Origin of the sequence: Peribacillus sp. FSL E2-0159 (assembly GCF_038643155.1) — a bacterium.
Lineage (GTDB): Bacteria > Bacillota > Bacilli > Bacillales > DSM-1321 > Peribacillus > Peribacillus simplex.
This window is the reverse complement of the sequence record NZ_CP152053.1, coordinates 1,929,258-1,949,733: the sequence shown is the minus strand read 5'-3', so window position 1 is coordinate 1,949,733 and position 20,476 is coordinate 1,929,258. Positions and strand designations below refer to the sequence as shown.

Annotated in this window: 23 protein-coding genes and 3 pseudogenes; 7 read left to right on the top strand and 19 right to left on the bottom strand. The window is 36.1% G+C overall.

Features of this window, described 5'->3' with window-relative positions; genetic code table 11:
• Nucleotides 1-155: 155 nt before the first annotated feature.
• Together NYE63_RS09680 and NYE63_RS09675 are read right to left on the bottom strand one after the other, a co-directional pair.
• A complete protein-coding gene (locus tag NYE63_RS09680) occupies nt 156-905 on the bottom strand; it encodes a TerC family protein (protein ID WP_148356841.1) in 750 nt (249 codons plus the stop codon).
• Nucleotides 906-1,121: 216 nt separating this feature from the next.
• Nucleotides 1,122-1,652: pseudogene (locus NYE63_RS09675) on the bottom strand (penicillin-binding transpeptidase domain-containing protein); the annotation flags it as partial.
• A gap of 248 nt (nt 1,653-1,900) precedes the next feature.
• Here NYE63_RS09675 and NYE63_RS09670 point away from each other — a divergent pair.
• Complete coding sequence (locus NYE63_RS09670; RefSeq protein ID WP_076368724.1) at nt 1,901-2,080, top strand: H-type small acid-soluble spore protein; 180 nt, start codon at nt 1,901-1,903, stop codon at nt 2,078-2,080.
• A 45-nt stretch (nt 2,081-2,125) separates the two neighbouring features.
• Here the strand turns inward: NYE63_RS09670 and NYE63_RS09665 are convergent, their stop codons facing one another.
• Nucleotides 2,126-2,896 carry a GH25 family lysozyme gene (locus tag NYE63_RS09665; RefSeq protein ID WP_342604947.1) on the bottom strand — a complete coding sequence of 257 codons (771 nt, stop codon included), beginning with the start codon at nt 2,894-2,896 and terminating at the stop codon, nt 2,126-2,128.
• Between the two features lie 454 nt (nt 2,897-3,350).
• Between NYE63_RS09665 and abc-f the strand changes: the two genes are divergently transcribed.
• Nucleotides 3,351-4,988, top strand: a complete 1,638-nt coding sequence (gene abc-f, locus NYE63_RS09660; RefSeq protein WP_342604946.1) for an ABC-F type ribosomal protection protein — start codon at nt 3,351-3,353, stop codon at nt 4,986-4,988.
• Between the two features lie 411 nt (nt 4,989-5,399).
• Nucleotides 5,400-6,221, top strand: a complete 822-nt coding sequence (locus tag NYE63_RS09655) for a DUF2935 domain-containing protein (protein ID WP_342604945.1) — start codon at nt 5,400-5,402, stop codon at nt 6,219-6,221.
• An 89-nt stretch (nt 6,222-6,310) separates the two neighbouring features.
• On the opposite strand, the gene NYE63_RS09650 is transcribed toward NYE63_RS09655, so the two are convergent.
• Complete coding sequence (locus NYE63_RS09650; protein ID WP_342604944.1) at nt 6,311-6,661, bottom strand: hypothetical protein; 351 nt, start codon at nt 6,659-6,661, stop codon at nt 6,311-6,313.
• Between the two features lie 216 nt (nt 6,662-6,877).
• Between NYE63_RS09650 and NYE63_RS09645 the strand changes: the two genes are divergently transcribed.
• Nucleotides 6,878-7,345 carry a DUF2306 domain-containing protein gene (locus NYE63_RS09645; RefSeq protein WP_342604943.1) on the top strand — a complete coding sequence of 156 codons (468 nt, stop codon included), beginning with the start codon at nt 6,878-6,880 and terminating at the stop codon, nt 7,343-7,345.
• A 131-nt stretch (nt 7,346-7,476) separates the two neighbouring features.
• Here the strand turns inward: NYE63_RS09645 and NYE63_RS09640 are convergent, their stop codons facing one another.
• Nucleotides 7,477-7,620: a hypothetical protein gene (locus NYE63_RS09640; RefSeq protein ID WP_342604942.1), complete on the bottom strand. Its 144-nt coding sequence runs from the start codon at nt 7,618-7,620 to the stop codon at nt 7,477-7,479.
• A gap of 238 nt (nt 7,621-7,858) precedes the next feature.
• On the opposite strand from NYE63_RS09640, the gene mscL reads away from it, so the two are divergent.
• Nucleotides 7,859-8,257 (top strand): large conductance mechanosensitive channel protein MscL, encoded by a 399-nt coding sequence (mscL, locus tag NYE63_RS09635; protein WP_063234559.1) that lies wholly within the window; start codon nt 7,859-7,861, stop codon nt 8,255-8,257.
• 314 nt (nt 8,258-8,571) lie between these two features.
• Here the strand turns inward: mscL and NYE63_RS09630 are convergent, their stop codons facing one another.
• The 12 genes and pseudogenes from NYE63_RS09630 to NYE63_RS09575 all read right to left on the bottom strand — a co-directional run bounded on the left by NYE63_RS09630 (nt 8,572) and on the right by NYE63_RS09575 (nt 18,630).
• Entirely contained in the window at nt 8,572-9,522 is a 951-nt protein-coding gene (locus tag NYE63_RS09630) for a sugar phosphate isomerase/epimerase family protein (protein ID WP_342604941.1), read from the bottom strand.
• Between the two features lie 728 nt (nt 9,523-10,250).
• Nucleotides 10,251-10,571, bottom strand: a complete 321-nt coding sequence (locus tag NYE63_RS09625) for a multidrug efflux SMR transporter (protein WP_342604940.1) — start codon at nt 10,569-10,571, stop codon at nt 10,251-10,253.
• Between the two features lie 38 nt (nt 10,572-10,609).
• On the bottom strand, nt 10,610-10,939 hold the full coding sequence (locus NYE63_RS09620) for a multidrug efflux SMR transporter (protein ID WP_342604939.1): 330 nt from the start codon (nt 10,937-10,939) through the stop codon (nt 10,610-10,612).
• A gap of 29 nt (nt 10,940-10,968) precedes the next feature.
• Nucleotides 10,969-11,841, bottom strand: coding sequence for a Cof-type HAD-IIB family hydrolase (locus NYE63_RS09615; RefSeq protein WP_342604938.1), 873 nt, complete (start codon nt 11,839-11,841; stop codon nt 10,969-10,971).
• Nucleotides 11,842-11,965: 124 nt separating this feature from the next.
• A complete protein-coding gene (locus tag NYE63_RS09610) occupies nt 11,966-12,748 on the bottom strand; it encodes a DeoR/GlpR family DNA-binding transcription regulator (protein ID WP_342604937.1) in 783 nt (260 codons plus the stop codon).
• Between the two features lie 26 nt (nt 12,749-12,774).
• The gene (locus tag NYE63_RS09605) at nt 12,775-13,788 is read right to left on the bottom strand and encodes an ABC transporter ATP-binding protein (RefSeq protein WP_342604936.1); all 1,014 of its coding nucleotides are present in this window, start codon (nt 13,786-13,788) and stop codon (nt 12,775-12,777) included.
• 68 nt (nt 13,789-13,856) lie between these two features.
• Nucleotides 13,857-14,660, bottom strand: coding sequence for an ABC transporter permease subunit (locus NYE63_RS09600; protein ID WP_342604935.1), 804 nt, complete (start codon nt 14,658-14,660; stop codon nt 13,857-13,859).
• On the bottom strand, nt 14,657-15,511 hold the full coding sequence (locus NYE63_RS09595) for an ABC transporter permease (RefSeq protein ID WP_342604934.1): 855 nt from the start codon (nt 15,509-15,511) through the stop codon (nt 14,657-14,659). The genes NYE63_RS09600 and NYE63_RS09595 overlap by 4 nt, the downstream gene beginning before the upstream one ends.
• Before the next feature lie 116 nt (nt 15,512-15,627).
• Nucleotides 15,628-16,461, bottom strand: a complete 834-nt coding sequence (locus NYE63_RS09590; protein WP_342604933.1) for an alkaline phosphatase family protein — start codon at nt 16,459-16,461, stop codon at nt 15,628-15,630.
• Nucleotides 16,451-17,563, bottom strand: a complete 1,113-nt coding sequence (locus NYE63_RS09585; RefSeq protein ID WP_342604932.1) for an extracellular solute-binding protein — start codon at nt 17,561-17,563, stop codon at nt 16,451-16,453. Before NYE63_RS09585 ends, NYE63_RS09590 begins: the two co-directional genes overlap by 11 nt.
• 355 nt (nt 17,564-17,918) lie before the next feature.
• Nucleotides 17,919-18,197, bottom strand: a pseudogene (gene glyA / locus NYE63_RS09580) (serine hydroxymethyltransferase); the annotation flags it as partial.
• A gap of 223 nt (nt 18,198-18,420) precedes the next feature.
• Nucleotides 18,421-18,630 (bottom strand): hypothetical protein, encoded by a 210-nt coding sequence (locus NYE63_RS09575; RefSeq protein WP_342604931.1) that lies wholly within the window; start codon nt 18,628-18,630, stop codon nt 18,421-18,423.
• Between the two features lie 299 nt (nt 18,631-18,929).
• Between NYE63_RS09575 and NYE63_RS09570 the strand changes: the two genes are divergently transcribed.
• Both NYE63_RS09570 and NYE63_RS09565 read left to right on the top strand, forming a co-directional pair.
• Complete coding sequence (locus NYE63_RS09570; RefSeq protein ID WP_342604930.1) at nt 18,930-19,436, top strand: DinB family protein; 507 nt, start codon at nt 18,930-18,932, stop codon at nt 19,434-19,436.
• A gap of 41 nt (nt 19,437-19,477) precedes the next feature.
• The gene (locus NYE63_RS09565) at nt 19,478-19,642 is read left to right on the top strand and encodes a hypothetical protein (RefSeq protein WP_342604929.1); all 165 of its coding nucleotides are present in this window, start codon (nt 19,478-19,480) and stop codon (nt 19,640-19,642) included.
• A 78-nt stretch (nt 19,643-19,720) separates the two neighbouring features.
• Here the strand turns inward: NYE63_RS09565 and NYE63_RS09560 are convergent.
• Nucleotides 19,721-20,157, bottom strand: a pseudogene (locus NYE63_RS09560) (UTRA domain-containing protein); the annotation flags it as partial.
• A complete protein-coding gene (locus NYE63_RS09555) occupies nt 20,147-20,272 on the bottom strand; it encodes a hypothetical protein (protein ID WP_342604928.1) in 126 nt (41 codons plus the stop codon). The pseudogene NYE63_RS09560 and the gene NYE63_RS09555, both read right to left, overlap by 11 nt.
• Between the last annotated feature and the right edge of the window lie 204 nt (nt 20,273-20,476).

The window sequence follows — 20,476 nt, the reverse complement described above, 5'->3', positions numbered from 1 at the left end:
TACCGGGTTCATGCCCACAAGGTTGCCTAATTAAATAAAGTATCTAACTTTTGGGGTCATTTCAAATTTGAAGTGGGTCTTAAATCCTTATTTAGCAACATAACGTTAATAATAATTAACCCGAACTTTTTCAACTCTTTTTTATTCTGATAACATTAGTCGTTTTGCTTATCGTTTTTCACTGTTTTTCCAGATAAAAACCATCCGCCTATAGCAATAAGAAGCATGACTGACCAAAAGATTATATTCCAAATCGGTCCTTCAACAAAATCGTGAGGGATAATGTGCACGGCTGGATGCGCAAGAGTATGCATTAATAACTTAACCCCTACCCAACCAACGATTAACATGGCTGCCGTTTCGAGGCTAGGTCGCTCCGTCAGTATCTTAACGAAGTACCCTGCTGCAAACCGGATGACGATTAAACCTGCAATTGCTCCTAATAAAATAACAATGAATTTTGCCCCATCCATACCTCCTATATCACCCATTGGTGTATCTGGCAAGGCAATGACAAGAGCGACTGCAGCTAAAATGGAATCAATAGCAAAAGCAATATCAGCTAATGCAATTTGTGCAACGGTCATACGGTAGCTTTTCCCTTTTTCCTCTTTGTCCCCATGGTCCTTTTTTAGTAAATGCTTTAATGCAATGAAAATCAAATATGCAGCCCCAATTGCTTGAACTTGCCAAACATGGAAAAGGTACGAAATAATGAAGATTGCACCTATCCTAAATATAAAAGCCAAAAGCAACCCAATATTAATCGCTTTTTTTTGCTGTTCTTTTGGTAAATGCTTTGACATGATGGCTAAAACCAATGCATTATCAGCAGATAATAAACCTTCTAAAAAAATTAGAATAATTAACACCCAGCCATATTCCAATAATAACGATAGTTCCATGATACCCCCCTAAAAGCATGTAAAAATGCGTATATGACTTCAAACCCAACAACACTTTCTCCTTCAATATTGTCCCATTGTATCTACTTCCTTATTCAACCCTTCCGTCCCATTAGCTCCATATGAATAGGAGGTATCCATTCAACTTCCCTTTTTAAGAAAAAGTGGGATTTAAATCTTCGACCTATTTCAAAATACTTTAATTGCTCCCTACCCAATAGGAGAAATCTTGAGGGAGCTGCTTAGCCAAAACTGATCAATCCCGCCACTAATATCTTGGTTGCCATAAGAAATCTTATGAATCCATTCCTCCATTCGACTCTCTCCAATGTCACGGGCCATTGCTTGATAATACCAAACAACGGAGTTCCTTAAACCAGATCCAAGCGTATGATCCTGGTTCCATATGTCTATTTCCCTTTTCACTCCATCCCAATATTTAATGTCATATTCATCCTCGACAGCCCCTACCTGTAATCCGATGAGTGCATTAGGCACCTTAAAAGTCGATTGCGGCGCAAATCTTTGTTCGGCCCGTTCATTATTATAGATAAAAGTCTTGCCTTTTTTCACTTCACGTAATATAAAAGTTCCATCACGTTCAGCAAAAAATTCATCGACATCGAGCTTCTTAAAGTTGAGTTTCTCTTTGGCGGCATTGGCTCCACTTGGCTGTTGCATGCATGTAAATAGTACGGTTGCGCCAGAAAGTATTAAAAGGACTGCCAGAAGCCTTCGTTTTTTCAAATTCATCACCTCAAAATTTATTTTACAATCTTATCCATTCTAGCAGATAAACTCAATATTTTTAAGATTAAGAATTCTTACCTTTTCAAAAAGCACTTACTTTAAATATTCACGACGGATATCATGGAAGGTTAAACATCATTGCGCCTTATACTGATTTTAGTTGCAATAATAATCCCCTGAATAAACGAATAAAATTAAGCCTTTCCCCAAATAATAGGTAGACTAATTAACAGGGAGGGATATATGTGGATGTAAAGCGTGTAAAACAGATTCTTTCTTCTTCATCTGACATTGAGGTGAGATATAATGGCACTTCAGTATGGATTGATAATTTAAATGAAGATGGAAGAACGGCTACAGTTCATCTAAGAGGACCATTGGAGGAAAGATCAGAAGTAGCAATTGACGAACTTAAAGAAATATAAGGAATATCAAAAATAAGCTCCTCTCGTAATGAGAAGAGCCTTTACTTATTTCAGCATTAATTTTTGACCGATATAAATTTTGTCTGGGTCTTTAATTCCGTTAAGACTAACAAGAGATTTTACCGTTGTTTTATGTTTTTTTGCAATGAAGCTAAGCGTGTCGCCTTTTGTTACAGTATAAGTTGTGGATGTTTCGTTATTCAATGCACAGGAGTTGTGCGTCCTAAAAGTATTTATTGTATTTGTAAAATCCCTATAGGCTATATTCAAATCCACCTTTGTGCTGATTCCGCTTATCTTACCTGAATCAGAATGCTGCCAAATATCTGTGCTGCGTCCCAACGTGCTGTTGTATCTGGCAATCCACAAAGCGTAGTTCGTCAACCTTGATTCATCTAAAGTATTTTCGAGAAAGTATTTACCTGTATACAGCATAGCCGTGTATCCAGCCTCTTCAATAGCTTCTAAAAAAGCTATTGCTGCATCTGTCAGCGTTTTTTTCTTTGCCTTTTTTTTATTTTCTTCAAGATCAAGAACAACAGGGTAATTTAAAGCAAAAGAGCTGATAGAATCTAAAAAATATGCAGCCTCAGCCTTTGCTTCTGCAACAGTTGCAAACTTTGCATAGTGATAGGCCCCGACTTTCAATCCCGCTGCCAATGCTTGTGGTGCATTTTTTTTGAAATAGGATAGCTTGGAATAACTCGTTCCTTCTGTTGCTTTAATGAACACGAACTCCACGTCTGCCTTTGCAACTTCCTCCCAATTAATAGCACCTTGCCAATGTGAAACATCGATTCCCTTTATATATTCCATATTAATGTCCTCCTCAAGGAAACAACCCTATGGTGGTAAATGTTTATGATTTTATCATAACCCTTATAAACACTCATATAGGAAATATGCAGTACTATTGCCCACCTTATAATAAGGTATTTGATCGAGTTAAAACAATTATAAATCTTTAAAATTAGATTGAAAGCAAAGTATTATGCTGCTTCCTTTTGTTTTCAAAGTTTATTTTATGCTATACTGATTTTATTAATATCAGAAGGGATGATGGGTGGCCGATGATTAACTAATCTTATTTTCAAAATTTGAAATCACATATTTCAAATCATACGAAATAGGATTAGTCTGCCCATTTTCTATAACTTACAGAGCTATAATCAAAACAGCTCTTATTTGATAATGCACAGGTATGACTAATCCTTCCATATGAACTGGGAGGATTTTTTTTATTCTCCCTTTAAGGAGAGGGATAGATTATATGAAAGAACTATTAAAATTAACCAATATTAGCTATGAAGTATTGGACCTTAACATTTTTGAAAATGTAAACGCTAGTGTTCAACAAGGTGAGATCATCGGTATCATTGGTAAAAATGGTGCCGGTAAATCTACGTTATTGCAATTAATTAATAATGATTTAAAGCCTGCACATGGACAATTCCAATGGCTGCAGCAACGCTTGAAAGTTTTTATGGTAGAACAAGAAGTCGAGTCGCATTCTTCAGAGGAAAAGACCTCTTCCGAAGTTAAATTACTAGATAAAATGCATGTACCAAGCCATGACTTCCCACAATTAAGCGGGGGAGAAAAATTGAAAGCCCGACTTGCAAAAGGTCTTTCTAAAGATGCAGACCTCTTACTATTAGATGAACCGACGAACCATCTTGATGAGGAAAGTTTAGAATTCCTCAAAGGACAAATTAAAAATTATAGTGGTACCATTATTTTTGTTTCGCACGATCGTTATTTTTTGGATGCTGTAGCAACGAAAATTTGGTCGATTGAAGATAAAAAGCTAATTGAACACAGAGGGAATTATTCTAGTTATATGGAGGTTCGTAAACAAAAAAGACTTACACAACAACGTGAATATGAAAAACAGCAAAAAATGGTTGAACGGATCGAGGGACAAATGAATGAAATCAATTCTTGGTCAAAAAAAGCCCATTCCCAATCGACGAAAAAGGAAGGAGTTAAGGAATACTATCGCGTAAAAGCAAAGCGAATGGATGCACAAGTAAAATCTAAACAAAAGCGTCTTGAAAAAGAGCTTGAAAAGGCAAAAGCAGAACCTGTTGAATCAGAATATACTGTACGCTTTTCAATTAAAGCAAAAAACAAGACGGGAAAACGTTTTTTGGAAGTTAAGGATTTAACTAAGTCTTTTAACGGGCGAACACTATTTAAACACGTCAATTTCACGATTCAGCATGGTGAGAAGGTTTCCATAATAGGTCCTAATGGCAGTGGAAAGACGACATTATTAAAAATAATTCTTGGACATGATACTTGTGCGGGCGATGTATGGATTTCACCATCTGCAAAAATTGGCTATTTGACGCAAGAAGTGTTTGATTTACCACTTGAACTAACACCCTCCCAGCTATTTCATAAAGAAACTTTCGAGTCGAGAGGGAACGTTCAAACATTAATGAAGCATTTAGGCTTCACGGCATCTCAATGGACAGATCCCATTAAGAATATGAGTATGGGTGAGCGAGTGAAATGTAAGTTAATGGAATATATCTTAGAAGAAAAAGATGTGCTCATTTTGGATGAGCCGACAAATCACCTGGACTTAGCTTCACGGGAACAACTTGAAGATACCTTAGCACAGTATACTGGAACGCTAATCGTCGTTTCGCATGATCGATATTTTCTCGAAAAAACGACAAGCAGCAAACTCGTCATTTCGAATATTCACATTCAAAAGCAATTGTATGAATCACCCCCAAAAAGAGATGATCTGGAAGAACTGCGATTAACACTTGAAACAGAAAGACAAGAAGTTTTGGGAAAGCTTTGCTTTATGACTCCAAACGATAAAGCGTACACAGAACTCGACCAGAAGTTTAATGAGCTTACGAAAAAAATAAATGAACTTTGTGACAAATGACTATCAATAGTAACTTAATGAAACTTCTGGATTAATATACGGGTACCCTTAGAATGTATTAACTCTAAGGGTTTTTTCAAATACAGAGTGGCTGCCGATGTTTTTCCAACAAGGTTACATGGTATCTGATTCCCCCTTTGAAGCTCTAACGTTACAGTCTTTTGGTACCTCCCTAGGTTCAAAATCCATTTTCCATTCTCGTTAAATTCATGTAATACATTATTCGTCTTGTTTCTCTTCAAGAACATGAATGAATCATGGTATTACCCCTACAAAAGAATACAATAAAAACTCATCGGTTTGAGGTGCTTAAAGGATAGTCTTAATTGATTTTAATTTGAGCAGAATACTAATGCCCCCTTATTAATATGCTTTTAATAGTGGATTTGTTTTAATAAGGGGGCTTTAGTTATGAATGAAGACATACAGGAAGCTATGAGGAATAAATCAGGAATGTTTGTTGCACGCTCTTTAGATGAGATTCGTTTTTGGTCAAGAATAATGAAGGAACATTCGTTATTTTTACGACTAGGTTTTAGATGTGAAGATACGCAGCTAATTGAGGAGGCTAATCAGTTTTATCAGTTATTTGAACGGATAGAACAGCAATCCCATATATTTACAAACCAAACTGATCCTGAACAGATCAGGAGATTTAACTCGGAAGTGCAACAAGCTGCTACAGGAATATTTTTATTCAAAAGGAAGGTATTGGGGTTGATACTCACCTGTAAATTACCTGGTGCAAACAATTTCCCACTTTTAGTCGACCACACAAGCAGGGAAGCCAATTATTTCAGAAAACGATTAAAAGAATTAAATGAGGGTAAATTGAAACCACTTGCAGATGCCATCATCAAAGAAAATGTTTTCTTTTTAAGGATCATGGCGGATCATGCAAAATTCATCGGACATCTCCTTGATCCATCGGAAAGAAAGCTGGTGGATATGGCGCGTAATTTTAGCAATGATTTTGATCAATTAGTCTTTCAAGCCGTAGACTTAGAATCCATGAAACCGCAATCTCAAACCACTCCTCTTTTGGATCAATTTCTAGATCAGAACCGAGTTTCCGTCGTATCACTTCGAGACTTTAAGAAAACCGCCAGAGATTTAATCGAAGAATGCAAAATCAAGAGCATTATCCATCCACTATTGGCTGATCACGTTTTCCGTGAAGCCGAACGTTTCCTTGAAATTATCGATATGTTTGAATCCCATCTTACGGGTTAAAAATATAGGAAATGCAATTATCGGATAAGGAAGTTCTCACCTAAAATAGGCCCCTCTCGATTTAGAGAAGGGCTTTAATATGTAAAAAGTTAATACAGGGAGTTCACCAATGTTTTAAGTTTCTCTTTATCTGAAACATGAATCCATGGTAAATCCAGATTATCATCATTAATACCAGGTTGGATAACGCGGCTATTTAAAAGGTCACGAATACAATCATTTAAAAACTGGATATCCTGGTCTGATATTTTCCGGTTATATGTTACAGGAGCGGCTCCTGTTTGATTGGTTATCCCCCCTATCAAACCTCGTTGTTTTAATGAACTTCCAATCACTTCTCTGATAGCCTCTAGACTAGTCAGCGGAAATAAATCAAGGTGCTTAACAATCATTCTAAAAATATCCTCTTTAGATAAATCCTGTTCAATATGTTGTCGCAATTATTCCACCCCCGTTCGTCAAAACATTCTTCAAATGAAACGTAAAATCCTCCTTTTTCCTTAAAAAGAACGATACACAATTCCCTTTTGTGTACCGCACTGACCCTTTATTGTTCTTTGCAAATTAACATTCATATTTTTGGTAAATATTTGTATTATAATAAAATAAATATTTAATCTATACGTTATGATAATGATTATTTAACGAAGGGAAAGTTGCTTATCTTTAAGATCATTCTGTTCATTCATATTTTCGCTGGAGCAACATGTCTTATTAGTGGAATAGGTGCTATGTCTTCAAAGAAAAAAAGAGGTATGCATACAATTTGTGGTGAAATTTATCACAGTGCATATGTAGTAGTCTTTGTCACATCCCTGACAATGGCAATATTGAATTGGGAAAGCAGTGCATATTTATTTTTCATTGGGATATTTTCTTATTCTTTCGCATTTATAGGCTATCTTGCCGGTAAGAGGAAATGGAAAAACTGGACTGTATCTCATATTAGCGGGATGCTCGGTTCCTATATCGCTATTTGTACTGCAATTCTTGTAGTAAATGTATCCAATATAACTATCTTGAATCAATGGAACCCATTAATTTTTTGGTTTCTTCCAAGCATTATAGGTTCACCGCTGATATTTTTGGTTGGACAGAAATATAAAAAATCCAAATCGATCTAAATGCAGTCCAAAAAAGCTCCTATAAACAAAAATTATTTAATAAAGCGCTAAACAAAAAAAGCCCTCTCGATTATAGAGAAGGGCTTTTAACAATGGAGGAGTACCACTTAGGGGGTAGTACAATAATATAATTATCGCCAAACGAATACATTAATATTCACCTCCTTCCTCAAGTTGTTGAAAACGGCTTTACCTGCCTTATAGACATTGAAAATTGACGCCTTAGTCGTTCCCGCTCTCCCTTCAATTACTTTTTTGCTTTGTTCTATGACCATTCTTAAATCCTTCTACAATAAGACCTGCTATTATAACTGCTCTTTAATGTTTGAATGGAAAATTGCGTTCTATCTCCTTTGATTGGAGTGCCGTCATTGCAATATATATTAACGGATTCAAATGATTAAACGGATGGATGGTCCTATCTTTGGAATTAATGGATGCCTTTTATTCTATTCAATTTTCACCATGTTTCTGATATGCTTTTATCAATTAAAAAAGAAAGGTGTAGTTACGATGATAAAGGAATTTAGGGAGTTTATTACCAAAGGAAACGTTCTCGATCTTGCAATAGCTGTAGTAATGGGTGCTGCTTTTGGGAAGATCGTTTCATCACTTGTCAATAATATTATCACACCGCTAATAGGAATTTTATTAGGAGGAGTCAATTTTTCTTCGTTATCTATCACAGTTGGAAACGCAGTTGTTCAATACGGTGAATTTGTCCAAGCAGTGATTGATTTCTTGATCATTTCTTTTGCGATTTTCATGTTTATGAAGGTAGCGAATTCTCTTATTAGAAAAAAACAAGCGAACGAGGAAGAGGTTTTGGAAGCGGTACCGGCATCCGAGCAATATTTAAAGGAAATCCGTGATCTTTTACAAAAAAATTCACGGCAGGATGAAACATCATAAGTATATACTGAATCAGTAAAAGTGTAGAAATAGTCAAAAATCACTTGAGAATAAGATAAAAGCCCCTCTCTAATTGGAGGGGCTGGTTTAAAACGTTAGTTATTAATGTCTTATTGAACTACGTTTCCGTTACTTCAACAAGACATGCGACACTTATCAAAGAACCGTGTGTTGAAATTCGTAAAGCAATGCGACAGTAATGATAGCAATCAAAAGAGTCTCTCTATCAACCCAATAGAGAGTATAAGCTGGAACTGCTGTAAATAGTAATGCGATGAAGCTTTACTCTTGCACCCCTGCTTTCTACATATTATTTATCTGCAATATTTATCTCGTAAAGCAAGGGTATACTTAACTGATTGTTCTGTACCTTTTTCTTGATCTTCAATCATTTGTTCTAAAAGTTCTTTTGGAGGATAATAGTAATCCAATGGTTTAATGACACTTAAATCATAAGGAGGTTGTTCAACCTTGAAAGCTCCTTCTCCAACCGCAAAGACTCCTCCTGCACCAAGCTCTCTCTTAAAATTGATGGCATATGGAAAACACATTTCAACGTTGATTCTAGTTAAAGTAGATTTCTCAACCAGTATTTTAAAACATTCTTCTGTATCAATATTGCCTGTCCCTACGGGTACACCACATACCCTATAATCCTCGCCATCATGAATGATAATATGATCCTTAAAATGGGTTGTGAATGCATATGGTGCTAATTTTCTTACAGCTTCAACGGGATCTTCCCATGCCATCATTCCGTTGCCCACATCACAATGAGCGCTAACCCAAGGGCTGTTGACTTCACGAATAATTTGAATAACCTCATCAGTTAACTCTTCCTCATGATTTTCCACAGCTAGTTTTATCCTGTATTTCTCTAATAATGGTACAATTTGTTTAATATCTCCTGGTGCTTTTTTCAATCTTTCCGGATCATACTCTCCTAAGCATGTATACGTGCGAATCACATCCGCTCCGATTCTATGTGCTGCCTCAATGACCTCTTTTAGATGTTCCGGATCGCTTCCATTTGTGTCTATTTCAGCGAAAAATCCATACTTTTGAATTTCTTTTCTTACTCTCTCTAAATATTTCGGTTCAAATGATTCTAAAGTGCCCCATCCTGACAACCCTGGCCATGGAACAATATTGATCATGACTCCGTCTAATCCCAATTCAGCTGTTTTTCTGATAAAACCGAAAATATCCATTCGACCTGTAATAAATTGCAAGTGATAGCTTTCTGTTTCTAATCCAATTTTCATTTTTTCCCCACCTTTAATTAAGTATTTATTTCTTTTTTTCTAAATTTTGTTGATTTTCTTTTTTCTTGTTTGCGATTTTAACTAAGCTGCTTATAAAAAACCTTTGACTGCGAACGCAATCATTGTCAAAAAGACAAGTTTTTTGCCTTCTATTCCTTGTGATTGATCTAACATGCTTCCATATAGAATAAATGCAAACATAGATGGGGCATATCCAACTGAGCAGGCTATAGAAACTGCTGCACCACTTATTTCTCGCGGGATTCCTACTTCTTCAATAAGAGCAAAGAATACATCTCTTTGAGTAATGATAATCGCACCGTAGGCGAAGAGGTTATACCAACATATACATTTAGAGATTGATGAGGTAAGAGAATAAATATAATCATTCCGATGATCGATGCTGCAAAAACCCCCCTCAAATATTCAGATGGAGATTTGAACTTTTTATTAGCAAGAAATCGCCTACCGGTCCGCTTAACATACCATTTTGGTAATTTTGATGAGTTATACTAATCAATTTAAGAATACATGGAATATACAATTCTTTACCAATGGAGCCTAAATAGAATGACTCCCGCACCATACTGGAGTTATCTATTAGCTTATTAAATTAAAGGTCATTTTTTATAGTCCTTTATCCAATCTTGAATAGTTTTCATATCTTCTCGTCCATAGGTATCGTACCTTTTTTCTTTATTCACTTATTCCTATTTAAAACTCTGATTTTAATGTCCAGAAGTCATTTTGATACCTATAGCCCCTGCAATGATACACATTATGAATAGGCTTAATCTTAAACTTCTGGGTTCATTAAAAAAGATCATTCCTGCTAAAACACTTCCAACTGAGCCGATACTGGTCCATATTGCATAAGCAGTTCCCACTGGAAGAGAAGTTAATGACAAGGATAGAAAATAAAAGCTTAAACTCCCCAAAAAAAGACACGCTACAGAGGGGAGCAATTTTTTAAACCCGTCTGCACGTTTTAGGCTTATAACACTACCAATTTCGGCAAATCCGGCAATAATAAGAAAAAACCAAGCCATTGAATCATCCCCTAACCGTGTATATCAGTTCATTTCCTTTAATGTTTAGGTTGTGATGGATTGACTTTTATTCCAATTATCCCTAATATCATTAAAGCCATAAAAAATACTTTAAGTGGATTAATGGTCTCACCCAAAAAAAGCATCCCAGTTACTACAGTTCCCACTGTTCCCAATCCAGTGAAAATGGCGTAACCAGTTCCTAAGGGTATTGAATGTAAAGCTTTTGAAAGTAAAAAGAAACTAAAAATTATAATAACTACCGTTACTATACTAGGTATAATTTTGGTGAATCCGTGTGAATATTTAAGACCGATCACCCAGACAATTTCCAAAAGTCCTGCCATTATGATATATATCCATGCCATTTTATCGCTCTCTCCTTTGGCATTGACACTTATTTTTGAACCACAAAGTTCTCCATATATCGATAAATCGCATAAGCTACCCCATTTTCATCATTTTTAAGGGTTGTCGTTGTACAAACAGTTTTTATGACATCTTTTGCATTTCCCATCGCTACGCTGTATCCAACTTTCTGGAACATGGATAAATCATTGTTGCTGTCCCCGATTGCCATAGCTTTATCTAATGAGCCATTCATCATGAAAGCTAATTTTTCAAGGGCCATTCCTTTTGAAGCTCTTTTACTAGTAATTTCAATGTTATGATCAGCAGATGAAACGACCATCAACTCACCAAAATTTTTGAATTGGTTCCAGGCTTCCTCTAATTTATTTTCATCAAAAGAACATGCTAAAATGTTATAGAATTCTTCCTCCTGTTTTAAGATATCATGATAGTTTTCAACTAAAACATATCCAAACTGGTCAAATTGCCTTTCCGCTATTTCAACTAATTCTTTCATATCTGGATTCAAATCTGCGCTTTTCAAACTTTTAATCTCATTATGGAACTGTTCTCTTCCTTTTTTAAGAGTATAGATGGCTTTATCAGTGAACACTTCGTAATAATAATTCCGTTCATCTAACCATTGGAGAATAGATTCAACACGATCTTTAGTTATCGTAATAGAAGAAATGCACTTTGCGCTTTTTGAATGAATGGTTGCGCCATTTGTCCCGATTACAAATGGGGATATCCCGGCTTTTTCACAAATTGTTTGAACGTCAAAATAAGCCCGTCCTGTTGAAATAACTACTTCAAAGCCTCTATTTTGGGCATATTGAATCGCCTTTATATTTTCTTCACTAATTTCATTCTGGTCGTTTAATAATGTTCCGTCTAAATCTATCGCAATGAAACTCATCCTTTATAGCTCCTTTTCTCATTCTATCTATTAAATTTTCTTTCTAGCTTTTTTTCTGCTATCAACAAAAATCTATTCAAAAAGAGAGTACTCCCACTTCCATCTCGATATATCCTTTTATGGGCTATGCTTGAATCCAATTGATTTCCTCTAATTTAGAATCATTTCTCCATTCCTCTGGAAATGGTTGCTCGCAGACAATCACATCTACTTTTTCTAGAGGACAAACTTTACAAAAGGTGTCGACACCAATTTTAGAGCAATCCGTTAGCAATATGACGTGCTTTGATACCTCGACCATTTTGCGTGAAACTAATGTTTCACGTAAATGATAATTACTAACGCCACTTTGAATGGAAACGCCACCAGCTGAAATGAACGCTTTATCAATATTAAATTGATTTAACATTTGTTCAGTGAGACCCCCGCATATGGATTGATGCTTTGGATCAATTTGTCCTCCAAGTAATAGAATTTGTCCTGTAAATTTATTTTGATTGAGCAATTCAGTCAACACAGACGACACAGGAAGAGAATTGGTTAAAATCGTAATGTCTTTTTTATTTTCAATACACTGGGCAAATTCAAGCATGGTTGTACCTACATCAATGGCAATCACATCTCCATTGGAAATGAGTTCCACCGCTTTTTTCCCAACCTTGATTTTCGCTTCTTGATTCACCGTTGTACGCTGTGTAAATGGAGGCTCCTCAAATTCAAAGACTGTTTTAATCGCTCCACCGTAAACCCTCTTTAACAGTCCTTTTTCCTCTAATATCATCAAATCGCGTCGAATCGTTTCCTCTGAAACATTAAATAGATCTACTAATTCTATAACTTTTACTTTTCCCATTTTGTTAAGTTCTTTTAAAATTTCATTCTTTCTTTCTTCAGGCAATACAGACATATTTCTCCCCCTAAATCATCAATACTTTATAAAATAATGCATTCTTTCTTCGGTACAAGAATTTGAACGCGTGCTCCTTGCTCAAACATTTCCCCACGGTGGTGAAGATAGTCTACATGAAAAGCGCACTCCTCTGTTTCTACTTCATACCTTAAAACATTACCTGCCATGGAGACATCCTTAATAAATCCTTTAATCCCCCAATTCTCTTGTAAGTCCAAGCTGTCCTCACCAACAGAAACTAATTGTAAAACTTCTGGACGAATGGCAACTTCATTCCCTTTTAATTCGTTGGTGCGAACAAGTTTTCGGAAAACTTCCATATTACAGACATTATAATTCCCGATAAATTTTGCAACAAATGTATTGACTGGAGAAGTATAAATTTCTGAAGGAGAACCGGATTGTACAACTTGTCCTTTATTCATGACAAAAATTCGATCAGACATCGTCATTGCTTCTTCCTGATCATGTGTAACAAAAATAGTTGTGATATCTAATTCTTTCTGTATTCTCTTTAATTCTTTTTGCAAACTTTTTCTAATTTTAGCATCTAATGCGCTTAACGGCTCATCCAGAAGCAGTACTTTTGGCTCCATGACAAGCGCGCGGGCAAGAGCAACCCTCTGCTGTTGTCCACCAGATAACTGATGAGGATAAGACTCTTCTTTTCCTATTAAATCAACCATATCAATCATATTTTTCACTTTTGACTTAAGATTTTTCACCTTTTTCATTTTAAGGCCGTAAGCGATATTATCAAAAACATTCATATTCGGGAAAAGCGCATAAGACTGAAACACCATACCGACTTCACGCTGACGCGGTGATAAATCAGTAATATCTTTTCCATCAATTAAGATTCTTCCTACATCAACGTCTTCAAGTCCCGCAATTGAACGTAATAATGTACTTTTTCCACACCCGCTTTGCCCAAGAAGTGTAGCAAATTCACCTTTTTTTAATGTTAAAGAAATATTATTTAAAACTAATTGACTGTCATATCCCTTAGTCACTTGTTCGATGGTTACATAGCTCATTAGTTTTCACCTTCTAAAGTAGTATTTTATGACGGTATTTTTCTTAAAAAAATGAAGGAATTCGCTTCTTATTTTGACCCGACAGGATTTCTTTTGTTTCTAAACGTAAGCTTTAATACAGTCCCAGTTAAAAGTAAAATCATTGAATAATAGGTTATAACAATTGCACTTGTTAAGTGACCACTGCTGTTTAGTTTGTCGGATAGATAAATTTGAAGGGTTTCGAATCGGCCCCCGACAAGCAAATTGGCAAAAGCAAACTCACTAAATAAAAGAGAGACAGATAATAAGGTAGACACTAAAATTCCAGATATAATATTTGGAAACACCACCGTACGAAAAGCTTGGAATTTTGTGGCACCGAGTAATTCAGCAGCATCAACAAGTTGTACAGCATTAAGCGTACGAAGACTGTTACGAATTCCTTGATACATAAATGGTAGAATGGTTATGAAATAAGCACCAAATAAAATCCAAGGTGTTCCGGCAATTTGAATCGGTCCAGCAGAATATAGCTTGATTAATCCAACGGCTCCAACAATGGGAGGAACTCCATAAGGAAGCATGGCAGCGGCTTGGAGTAATCCTTCCCATTTACTGAAATATACCGTGATAATAAAAATTGTCGGAAGCATAATAACAACACTAAGACCTACAGACATGACAATTAAAAACAGTGTTCGTCGGAAAGCATCATAAAACCGTTCATCTTGAAACAATTCAATATACCATTTCATTGTATAACTCTCAGGTAAAATCGTATGATCCCATTTACCAGCAATCGAGAATAAAAGTGTTCCTACAAGCGGAATTAATAAATACATAACTAGTAATCCAACAAACAATTTATGAAATGTCAATGAAGACTTCATCGTAAATCCCTCCTAACTTTACGCATCATTCGTTCATTGAACCACATCGCCCCTATCATGGTCGTTGCTAGAAGGACTCCCAATGCACTACCTAGCTGCGGCTTTAATGCAACATCACTAGCAACTAGAGAAGCAATTTGCAATGACAATATGTTATAGTTGCTGCCGACCAATGCATAGGCGGTAGCGTAGGCTCCCATCGCATTAGCAAACAAAATACTGAATGTACCTACAATACTAGGTAAAAGAACTGGAACCCCTATACGAAGCCAAAATGAAAATGTTGACCCTCCTAATAATGAAGAGGCTTCTTTCCATTGTTGCTTAATTCCTTGATAAGACGGGTAAATGAGCATAACGGCAAGCGGAATTTGAAAATAAATATAAACAAGAATGAGGCCTGTCCAGGAATATAAATTAAAATCTGCAAACAGGTCCCAACCAATCTTGGCAAAAAGCAGCGTAAACAACCCATTGTTTCCAAGTAATATAATATATGAAAATGAAAGGGGAATCCCTTCAAAGTTCGACGTCATATTGGTAATCATCAGTAGTCGGTTTTGTATTTTTTGAGAGAACTTTGTAAACGAATAGGCTGCAATGACTGCTACAATCACAGAAGTTATAGCAGAAAATAAGGAAATGACCAGGCTATTTTTAATGGCTTGTAAGTAAAATTCACTTTTAAATATGGTTAAGTATTGATTAATCGTAACTTGAATTCCATCATCTGCATAAAAACTATTTTTAATCATTGCCACTAATGGTCCTATTTCAAATCCAATCACAAACATAATAAATGGCAGTAAAAGAGCTAATAAGTAAACTTTTTGTTTTTTTATTTTTCGCAAGACTTCTCGCTCCTCTATGTTCTCTAACAATTTGGGAATTGGTCTAACAGTACATTCGTTAAACCAATTCCAGTCAACCTTCATTCTTCATTTTAATGTTGAATAGTGTATCTTTTTTAAAGCGTAACTTTTCCTTTCAGACCTGGAAATTGATATGAAATCATTTTATCGGACGGCTCAATATTTAATAGTTCACAAACGAGCGGTGCAAACGCTAATTGCGGAACCACTTCACCATAAACGCCAGGCTCAACTTTTGGACTAATTAAAAAGAGCGGTACATCACGTTCACCATCAGTTATGCCGCCATGGTTGCCATATTCACTCATGCCATGATCCGATGTAATTAATATGTGGTAACCTTCCTTGATCCAAATTGGCAAAAGTTGTGCCAACAAGCTTCCCATTTTTAGGATTTGCTCACGATATTCTTTTGATTCCGAGCCAAAAGTTTCTCCTTTTACATCTACACCGAGCGGATGAATATATAAAAAGTGAGGGTCATATTTTCTACGTAAAGCTTCTGCATCCATTAACACATGACTATCTGGGTAGTCATCGTCCCAATAAAATTTTCCGTATTGAATAGGATTGGATGTATCTTCTTGCTCACGGTCTTCAATAAAATTGAATGGCGCACGATTATAAAGTTCGCTTACCCAGTAATAGGATACTGCTCCGTTTCTTAACCCGTTTTCTTTCGTAAGATGAAAGAGACTTTTCTCAGTAGATAAACGAACGGCTTGATTGGACGTAATCCCATTCATTGAAGCCGACGTACCTGTTAACAACACTTCATATAATGGACGGGAAAGACTTGGAAGCTCCGACTTAACTTTGTAAAGTGACGCTTGATTCGTTTCAACTAAATGCTGAATAAATCCCAGCGCTTCGCATGCTTTATCGTATCTCATACCATCAACAACAATTGCTATTACTTTATTTGACATGGACTAACACCTCTTCTTGCCAAATCTGCGGTAAATTTTTAGCCGTTTCTTCCCAAGCTTTGTAATCTTCAATTGGTTTTGCATTTTTGTACTGTTCTTCTGGAACCATTTTTTCAGCTACTTCTTTCGGAAGTTCTACATCGCGAATTGGACGGGCAAATCCTTTAGCTAAATTAATTTGTCCTTCATCGCTTAAGATATATTCTCTAGTTGCCATCGCCGCATGCGGATGCTTTGCAAATTTGTTAATAATAGTTGCGTAGCCGCTAACGACTGAACCTTCAGTTGGAATGGTGACTTCAAATTGATCGCGGTTAATTTGGTCAGCGTAACCAAGAGCATTGAAATCCCAAACGAGGGCAACTTCCACTTCCCCTTTTTCGATGTTAGCCGGCTTGGCATCAGTTAAGCTAAGGCGGCCTTGCTTGGCAAGCTTAGCAAAAAAGTCAATTCCTGGTTGGAGATTTGTTTCATCTCCGCCGTAAGCGATAGCGGCAGCAAGTACGGCCATTTGATTCTGTGTACCACGCTGAACATCTCCAACTGTTACTTTATAATCCCCTTTTAATATGTCATCAAAAGATTTAGGCGGGTTATCTACTAATTCTTTATTAGTAAAGAATGCAATCGTTCCTTGGTAGCCAACAACCCAATCTCCATTGTCATCTTTTGCCCACTTAGGTACCTCGTCCCAATAGGAAGTTTTATATGGCATCGTTAATTCTTTTTGTTCCGCGATTGGCCCAAAGGAAATCCCTACATCGCCGATATCAGCTGTTGCACTCTCTCCTTCAGATTCCATTTTGGCAATCTCTTCAGCACTGGACAAATCTGTATCATTGTGTTCCAATGTATATTTTTTCATCACTTCATTCCAAGTTTCTCCCCAGTTAGCCCATGAATCAGGCATACCGACACTATTAATAGTCCCCTCTTCTTTTGCCTTTGTTTCAATTTCTTTCAAGGTTAACGAATTTGGATCCTTAACCACTGGAGCAGCCTCCTCATTAGTAGCTCCACAAGCAGCTAATCCCAGTACACTCACTCCTAACATCACAGCTTGAATAGACTTGTAACAATTCTTCTTGAATGTGCGATTCATAAAAAGTGCCTCCATTTAGTGTGGAATCTTTAATGTTCATTACTGTTTATTACGGTTTAATCATAATTTGAAAACATTAATTCCACATAAACCAAATGTTAAGATTTTGTAAATCAGCTCTTTATTTCTCCAACTCATCAGCTTTTATCTTCATAAGTATTAACAACAGTCCGAAAACAGGATAAAGTAAATGCAAGTCTATAAAAGAGAATGTGAACAACTTTTTATTCAAACATATCACCCTTTTACCTCTCTTTTTAGCTCGTCGTTAACAAAGCTCCCGGTTAGCTAAATAACTTTTCATGCAAAAAGCTCTCTTGATACAAGAGAGCTTAGCTTTACATAGATTTTATTAAAGTGAGAAAAAAAACACGAAATTTGCTTGCGCACCTGAGTGAGGCTGAACATTTGCATATTTAGCTCCAAACAGCTTTGTTAAGCGCTCAATAGCTACTTGTTCTACCACATCAACAAATTCACATCCGCCATAATAACGTTTTCCTGGATAACCCTCTGCATATTTATTCGTCATTACACTGCCCATAGCTTCTAATACATCTTGGCTGACGAAGTTTTCTGATGCAATCAACTCTAGTGTTTGATGTAGCTTTTTATTGTGCTGAGGAATCTTCACTTTAGTTAAATAAGTGGAAAAAGCAAAGCGCTAAGGGTAGTGAAATTGACGAATTATTGTTCTAAAGTTAATAAAATATGACGCTATATTTATTTCTTCGCCACTGATTTTTTTACAGGAAAAGGTTAAAAAGTGCTTCCTTTTCATTGGGTTAAATATTTTCACTTTTATATTTTGATTTTCGTTCTATTGAAGGAGAAAATTTTAGAATACGTAACTGCACTTACATTGTTTCATAGTTTTTTATTTCAAATTCACTTAGGGGTCGATTAATCGACTTACTCAATTTATTAATAAGCTCTTGGTAATCCTTAGTATCATTTGGATCTATACTTTCCCTGACGTTTAGTATCTCGTATCGGTCATACTGTTCTGGAATAAGTTTTCCGTCTACATGGATATAAAGCCTATATTTGATCCTCAGATTCATCAAAATACCATCTCCTTTACTATCAGTTCGATATAAGAAGCTGTTTTCCTGCAAGAAAAAATACTCTAATGTGGCCTCCACTAACTATTCATTTTTCTAATCAGAATGATAAGTAGTTCGTATTATCTCAAAACCCCTCTTTTTATATTCGCGATGAGCGCACGAACAGTTAGGAGGAATTGTTATATACATAAGAGAACAGCAGATTAATAAATATACTTTATTGAATTTACTTGAATTTTTTTGTTTTTACTGCATAAATTGTTCAATACGAAAAAACTAGTGTAAATGGGGGTTTTTTAATGAATCATCCCGAGTCAGTATTAGAAATGTATAACTATCACTCGTGGGCAAATGTGGTCATCATCGATCGGTTAAATGAACTTCCACAGCACATTTATCATAAGGAAATTCAGAGTGGTTTTTCGTCGGTATCAAAAGTGTTGTCTCACATTTATCTCGCAGATTATGCGTGGTTTGACATTATCACAGGTAAAAGTATGGATGAAGCAATGGCATCTTCTAATCAATTAAGAGAAGAGGTGGAAAAGAAAAGTATTGAGGAAATGAAAAAAAAATTTATTGACTTATACGAAAGAAACAAAGCAATTCTGAGTACAGAGGATATGGAAAAGGAAATCGTCGTGGATAACCCTTATGCTGGGTTGCTTGAAACTACCATTTCCGAATCGGTATTACACGTTGTCACACACGGATCATATCATCGTGGCAATATTGCTACCATGTTACGGCAAATGGGGCACACTTCCGTTATGCAAGATTTTGGCCTTTACCTTTATTCAAAATAGAAACCAAACTATATCCGATTCCTGAATAAGGGGATGTATCGATGGACGAACTAGTTGGCACTTGTGTTCGCTGTGCACGTAATGTATATTGTACTGCTGGATTTCTGAACGGTATTCTGTTAGATAACAAGAAAATCTTATGTTTTAATTGTAAGGATATTTTATATGCTATAGTCAAAGAAGAAAGATTGGAAGATGAGAATTGAAGAAGTAATACACCAAATCAAAATGTAAAAACACTTTTCAAAACTTCAAAATAGGTCATGCCAATAATTTGGCATGACCTATTTTGCCCGATGAACAGTCAGATTGACCTTGTTGGTTTCGGCACATGAACGTTGAGAGATGCACAGGCCGGTCGTTTGCATCGAAAGCGATCTTTAATATTCTAAATAAATTGGCGCCAATATCACATTCTAAAAATTTAGCATAGTTTTTTGTTGCACCAATCACGTCTATAATTTTATCGTTACTGACTATTTCTGTATGGTAATCTACCATAAGGATTTTATAAGTTGATTCATCCCTTGCAATCTTCTTTTCTAAATCCGGAAAACGAATTAACGAATAATGAGCAGTATCGTAGAAAAGCGGACGATCATTTACATACATGAGCCGCTCAAGTTCGAGAATGGGACTTCCTTCATCAATGAGGAGATGACCTGCAACATCTTTTGGCTGGTATGACCTCACTTCTTAAAATCCGAGAATTAGGTATCATCCAGAAATCCCCTCCTCCCCATAGTTTCCACCATATCCGCTTCGAGTACACCGCATTGATAAATTTGAATAACATCATAGGCAAGTGAACCATTTTCACCTAAAGTTGCCACCACAATTTTAGATCCTTGATTTTTTACAAAAAAGTTAGGAGAAACAGCGTGCCTTCGTAAATCGATAGCAGGAAGCCTGGAGTTAAAGATCCGATTTTTGTTTCACTTTTACATAAAGTGAGTCTTATATTGGTGATTATTGTTCGAAATATGATATACATGTAGAATGGATGTTAAACTGGGGAATTTCCTAAACAAAAGAATGTA

Bases quoted from the DNA above. Each gene is read 5' to 3' on its own strand.
- NYE63_RS09665 (WP_342604947.1), bottom strand. From the start codon at position 2,896: ATGGAATATATAAAGGGAATCGATGTTTCACATTGGCAAGGTGCTATT.
- NYE63_RS09585 (WP_342604932.1), bottom strand. From the start codon at position 17,563: ATGAATCGCACATTCAAGAAGAATTGTTACAAGTCTATTCAAGCTGTG.
- NYE63_RS09605 (WP_342604936.1), bottom strand. From the start codon at position 13,788: ATGAGCTATGTAACCATCGAACAAGTGACTAAGGGATATGACAGTCAA.
- NYE63_RS09615 (WP_342604938.1), bottom strand. From the start codon at position 11,841: ATGAGTTTCATTGCGATAGATTTAGACGGAACATTATTAAACGACCAG.
- NYE63_RS09610 (WP_342604937.1), bottom strand. From the start codon at position 12,748: ATGTCTGTATTGCCTGAAGAAAGAAAGAATGAAATTTTAAAAGAACTT.
- NYE63_RS09680 (WP_148356841.1), bottom strand. From the start codon at position 905: ATGGAACTATCGTTATTATTGGAATATGGCTGGGTGTTAATTATTCTA.
- NYE63_RS09625 (WP_342604940.1), bottom strand. From the start codon at position 10,571: ATGGCTTGGTTTTTTCTTATTATTGCCGGATTTGCCGAAATTGGTAGT.
- NYE63_RS09565 (WP_342604929.1), top strand. From the start codon at position 19,478: ATGGACGAACTAGTTGGCACTTGTGTTCGCTGTGCACGTAATGTATAT.
- mscL (WP_063234559.1), top strand. From the start codon at position 7,859: ATGATAAAGGAATTTAGGGAGTTTATTACCAAAGGAAACGTTCTCGAT.
- NYE63_RS09620 (WP_342604939.1), bottom strand. From the start codon at position 10,939: ATGGCATGGATATATATCATAATGGCAGGACTTTTGGAAATTGTCTGG.
- abc-f (WP_342604946.1), top strand. From the start codon at position 3,351: ATGAAAGAACTATTAAAATTAACCAATATTAGCTATGAAGTATTGGAC.
- NYE63_RS09640 (WP_342604942.1), bottom strand. From the start codon at position 7,620: ATGGTCATAGAACAAAGCAAAAAAGTAATTGAAGGGAGAGCGGGAACG.
- NYE63_RS09600 (WP_342604935.1), bottom strand. From the start codon at position 14,660: ATGAAGTCTTCATTGACATTTCATAAATTGTTTGTTGGATTACTAGTT.
- NYE63_RS09630 (WP_342604941.1), bottom strand. From the start codon at position 9,522: ATGAAAATTGGATTAGAAACAGAAAGCTATCACTTGCAATTTATTACA.
- NYE63_RS09570 (WP_342604930.1), top strand. From the start codon at position 18,930: ATGAATCATCCCGAGTCAGTATTAGAAATGTATAACTATCACTCGTGG.
- NYE63_RS09590 (WP_342604933.1), bottom strand. From the start codon at position 16,461: ATGTCAAATAAAGTAATAGCAATTGTTGTTGATGGTATGAGATACGAT.
- NYE63_RS09655 (WP_342604945.1), top strand. From the start codon at position 5,400: ATGAATGAAGACATACAGGAAGCTATGAGGAATAAATCAGGAATGTTT.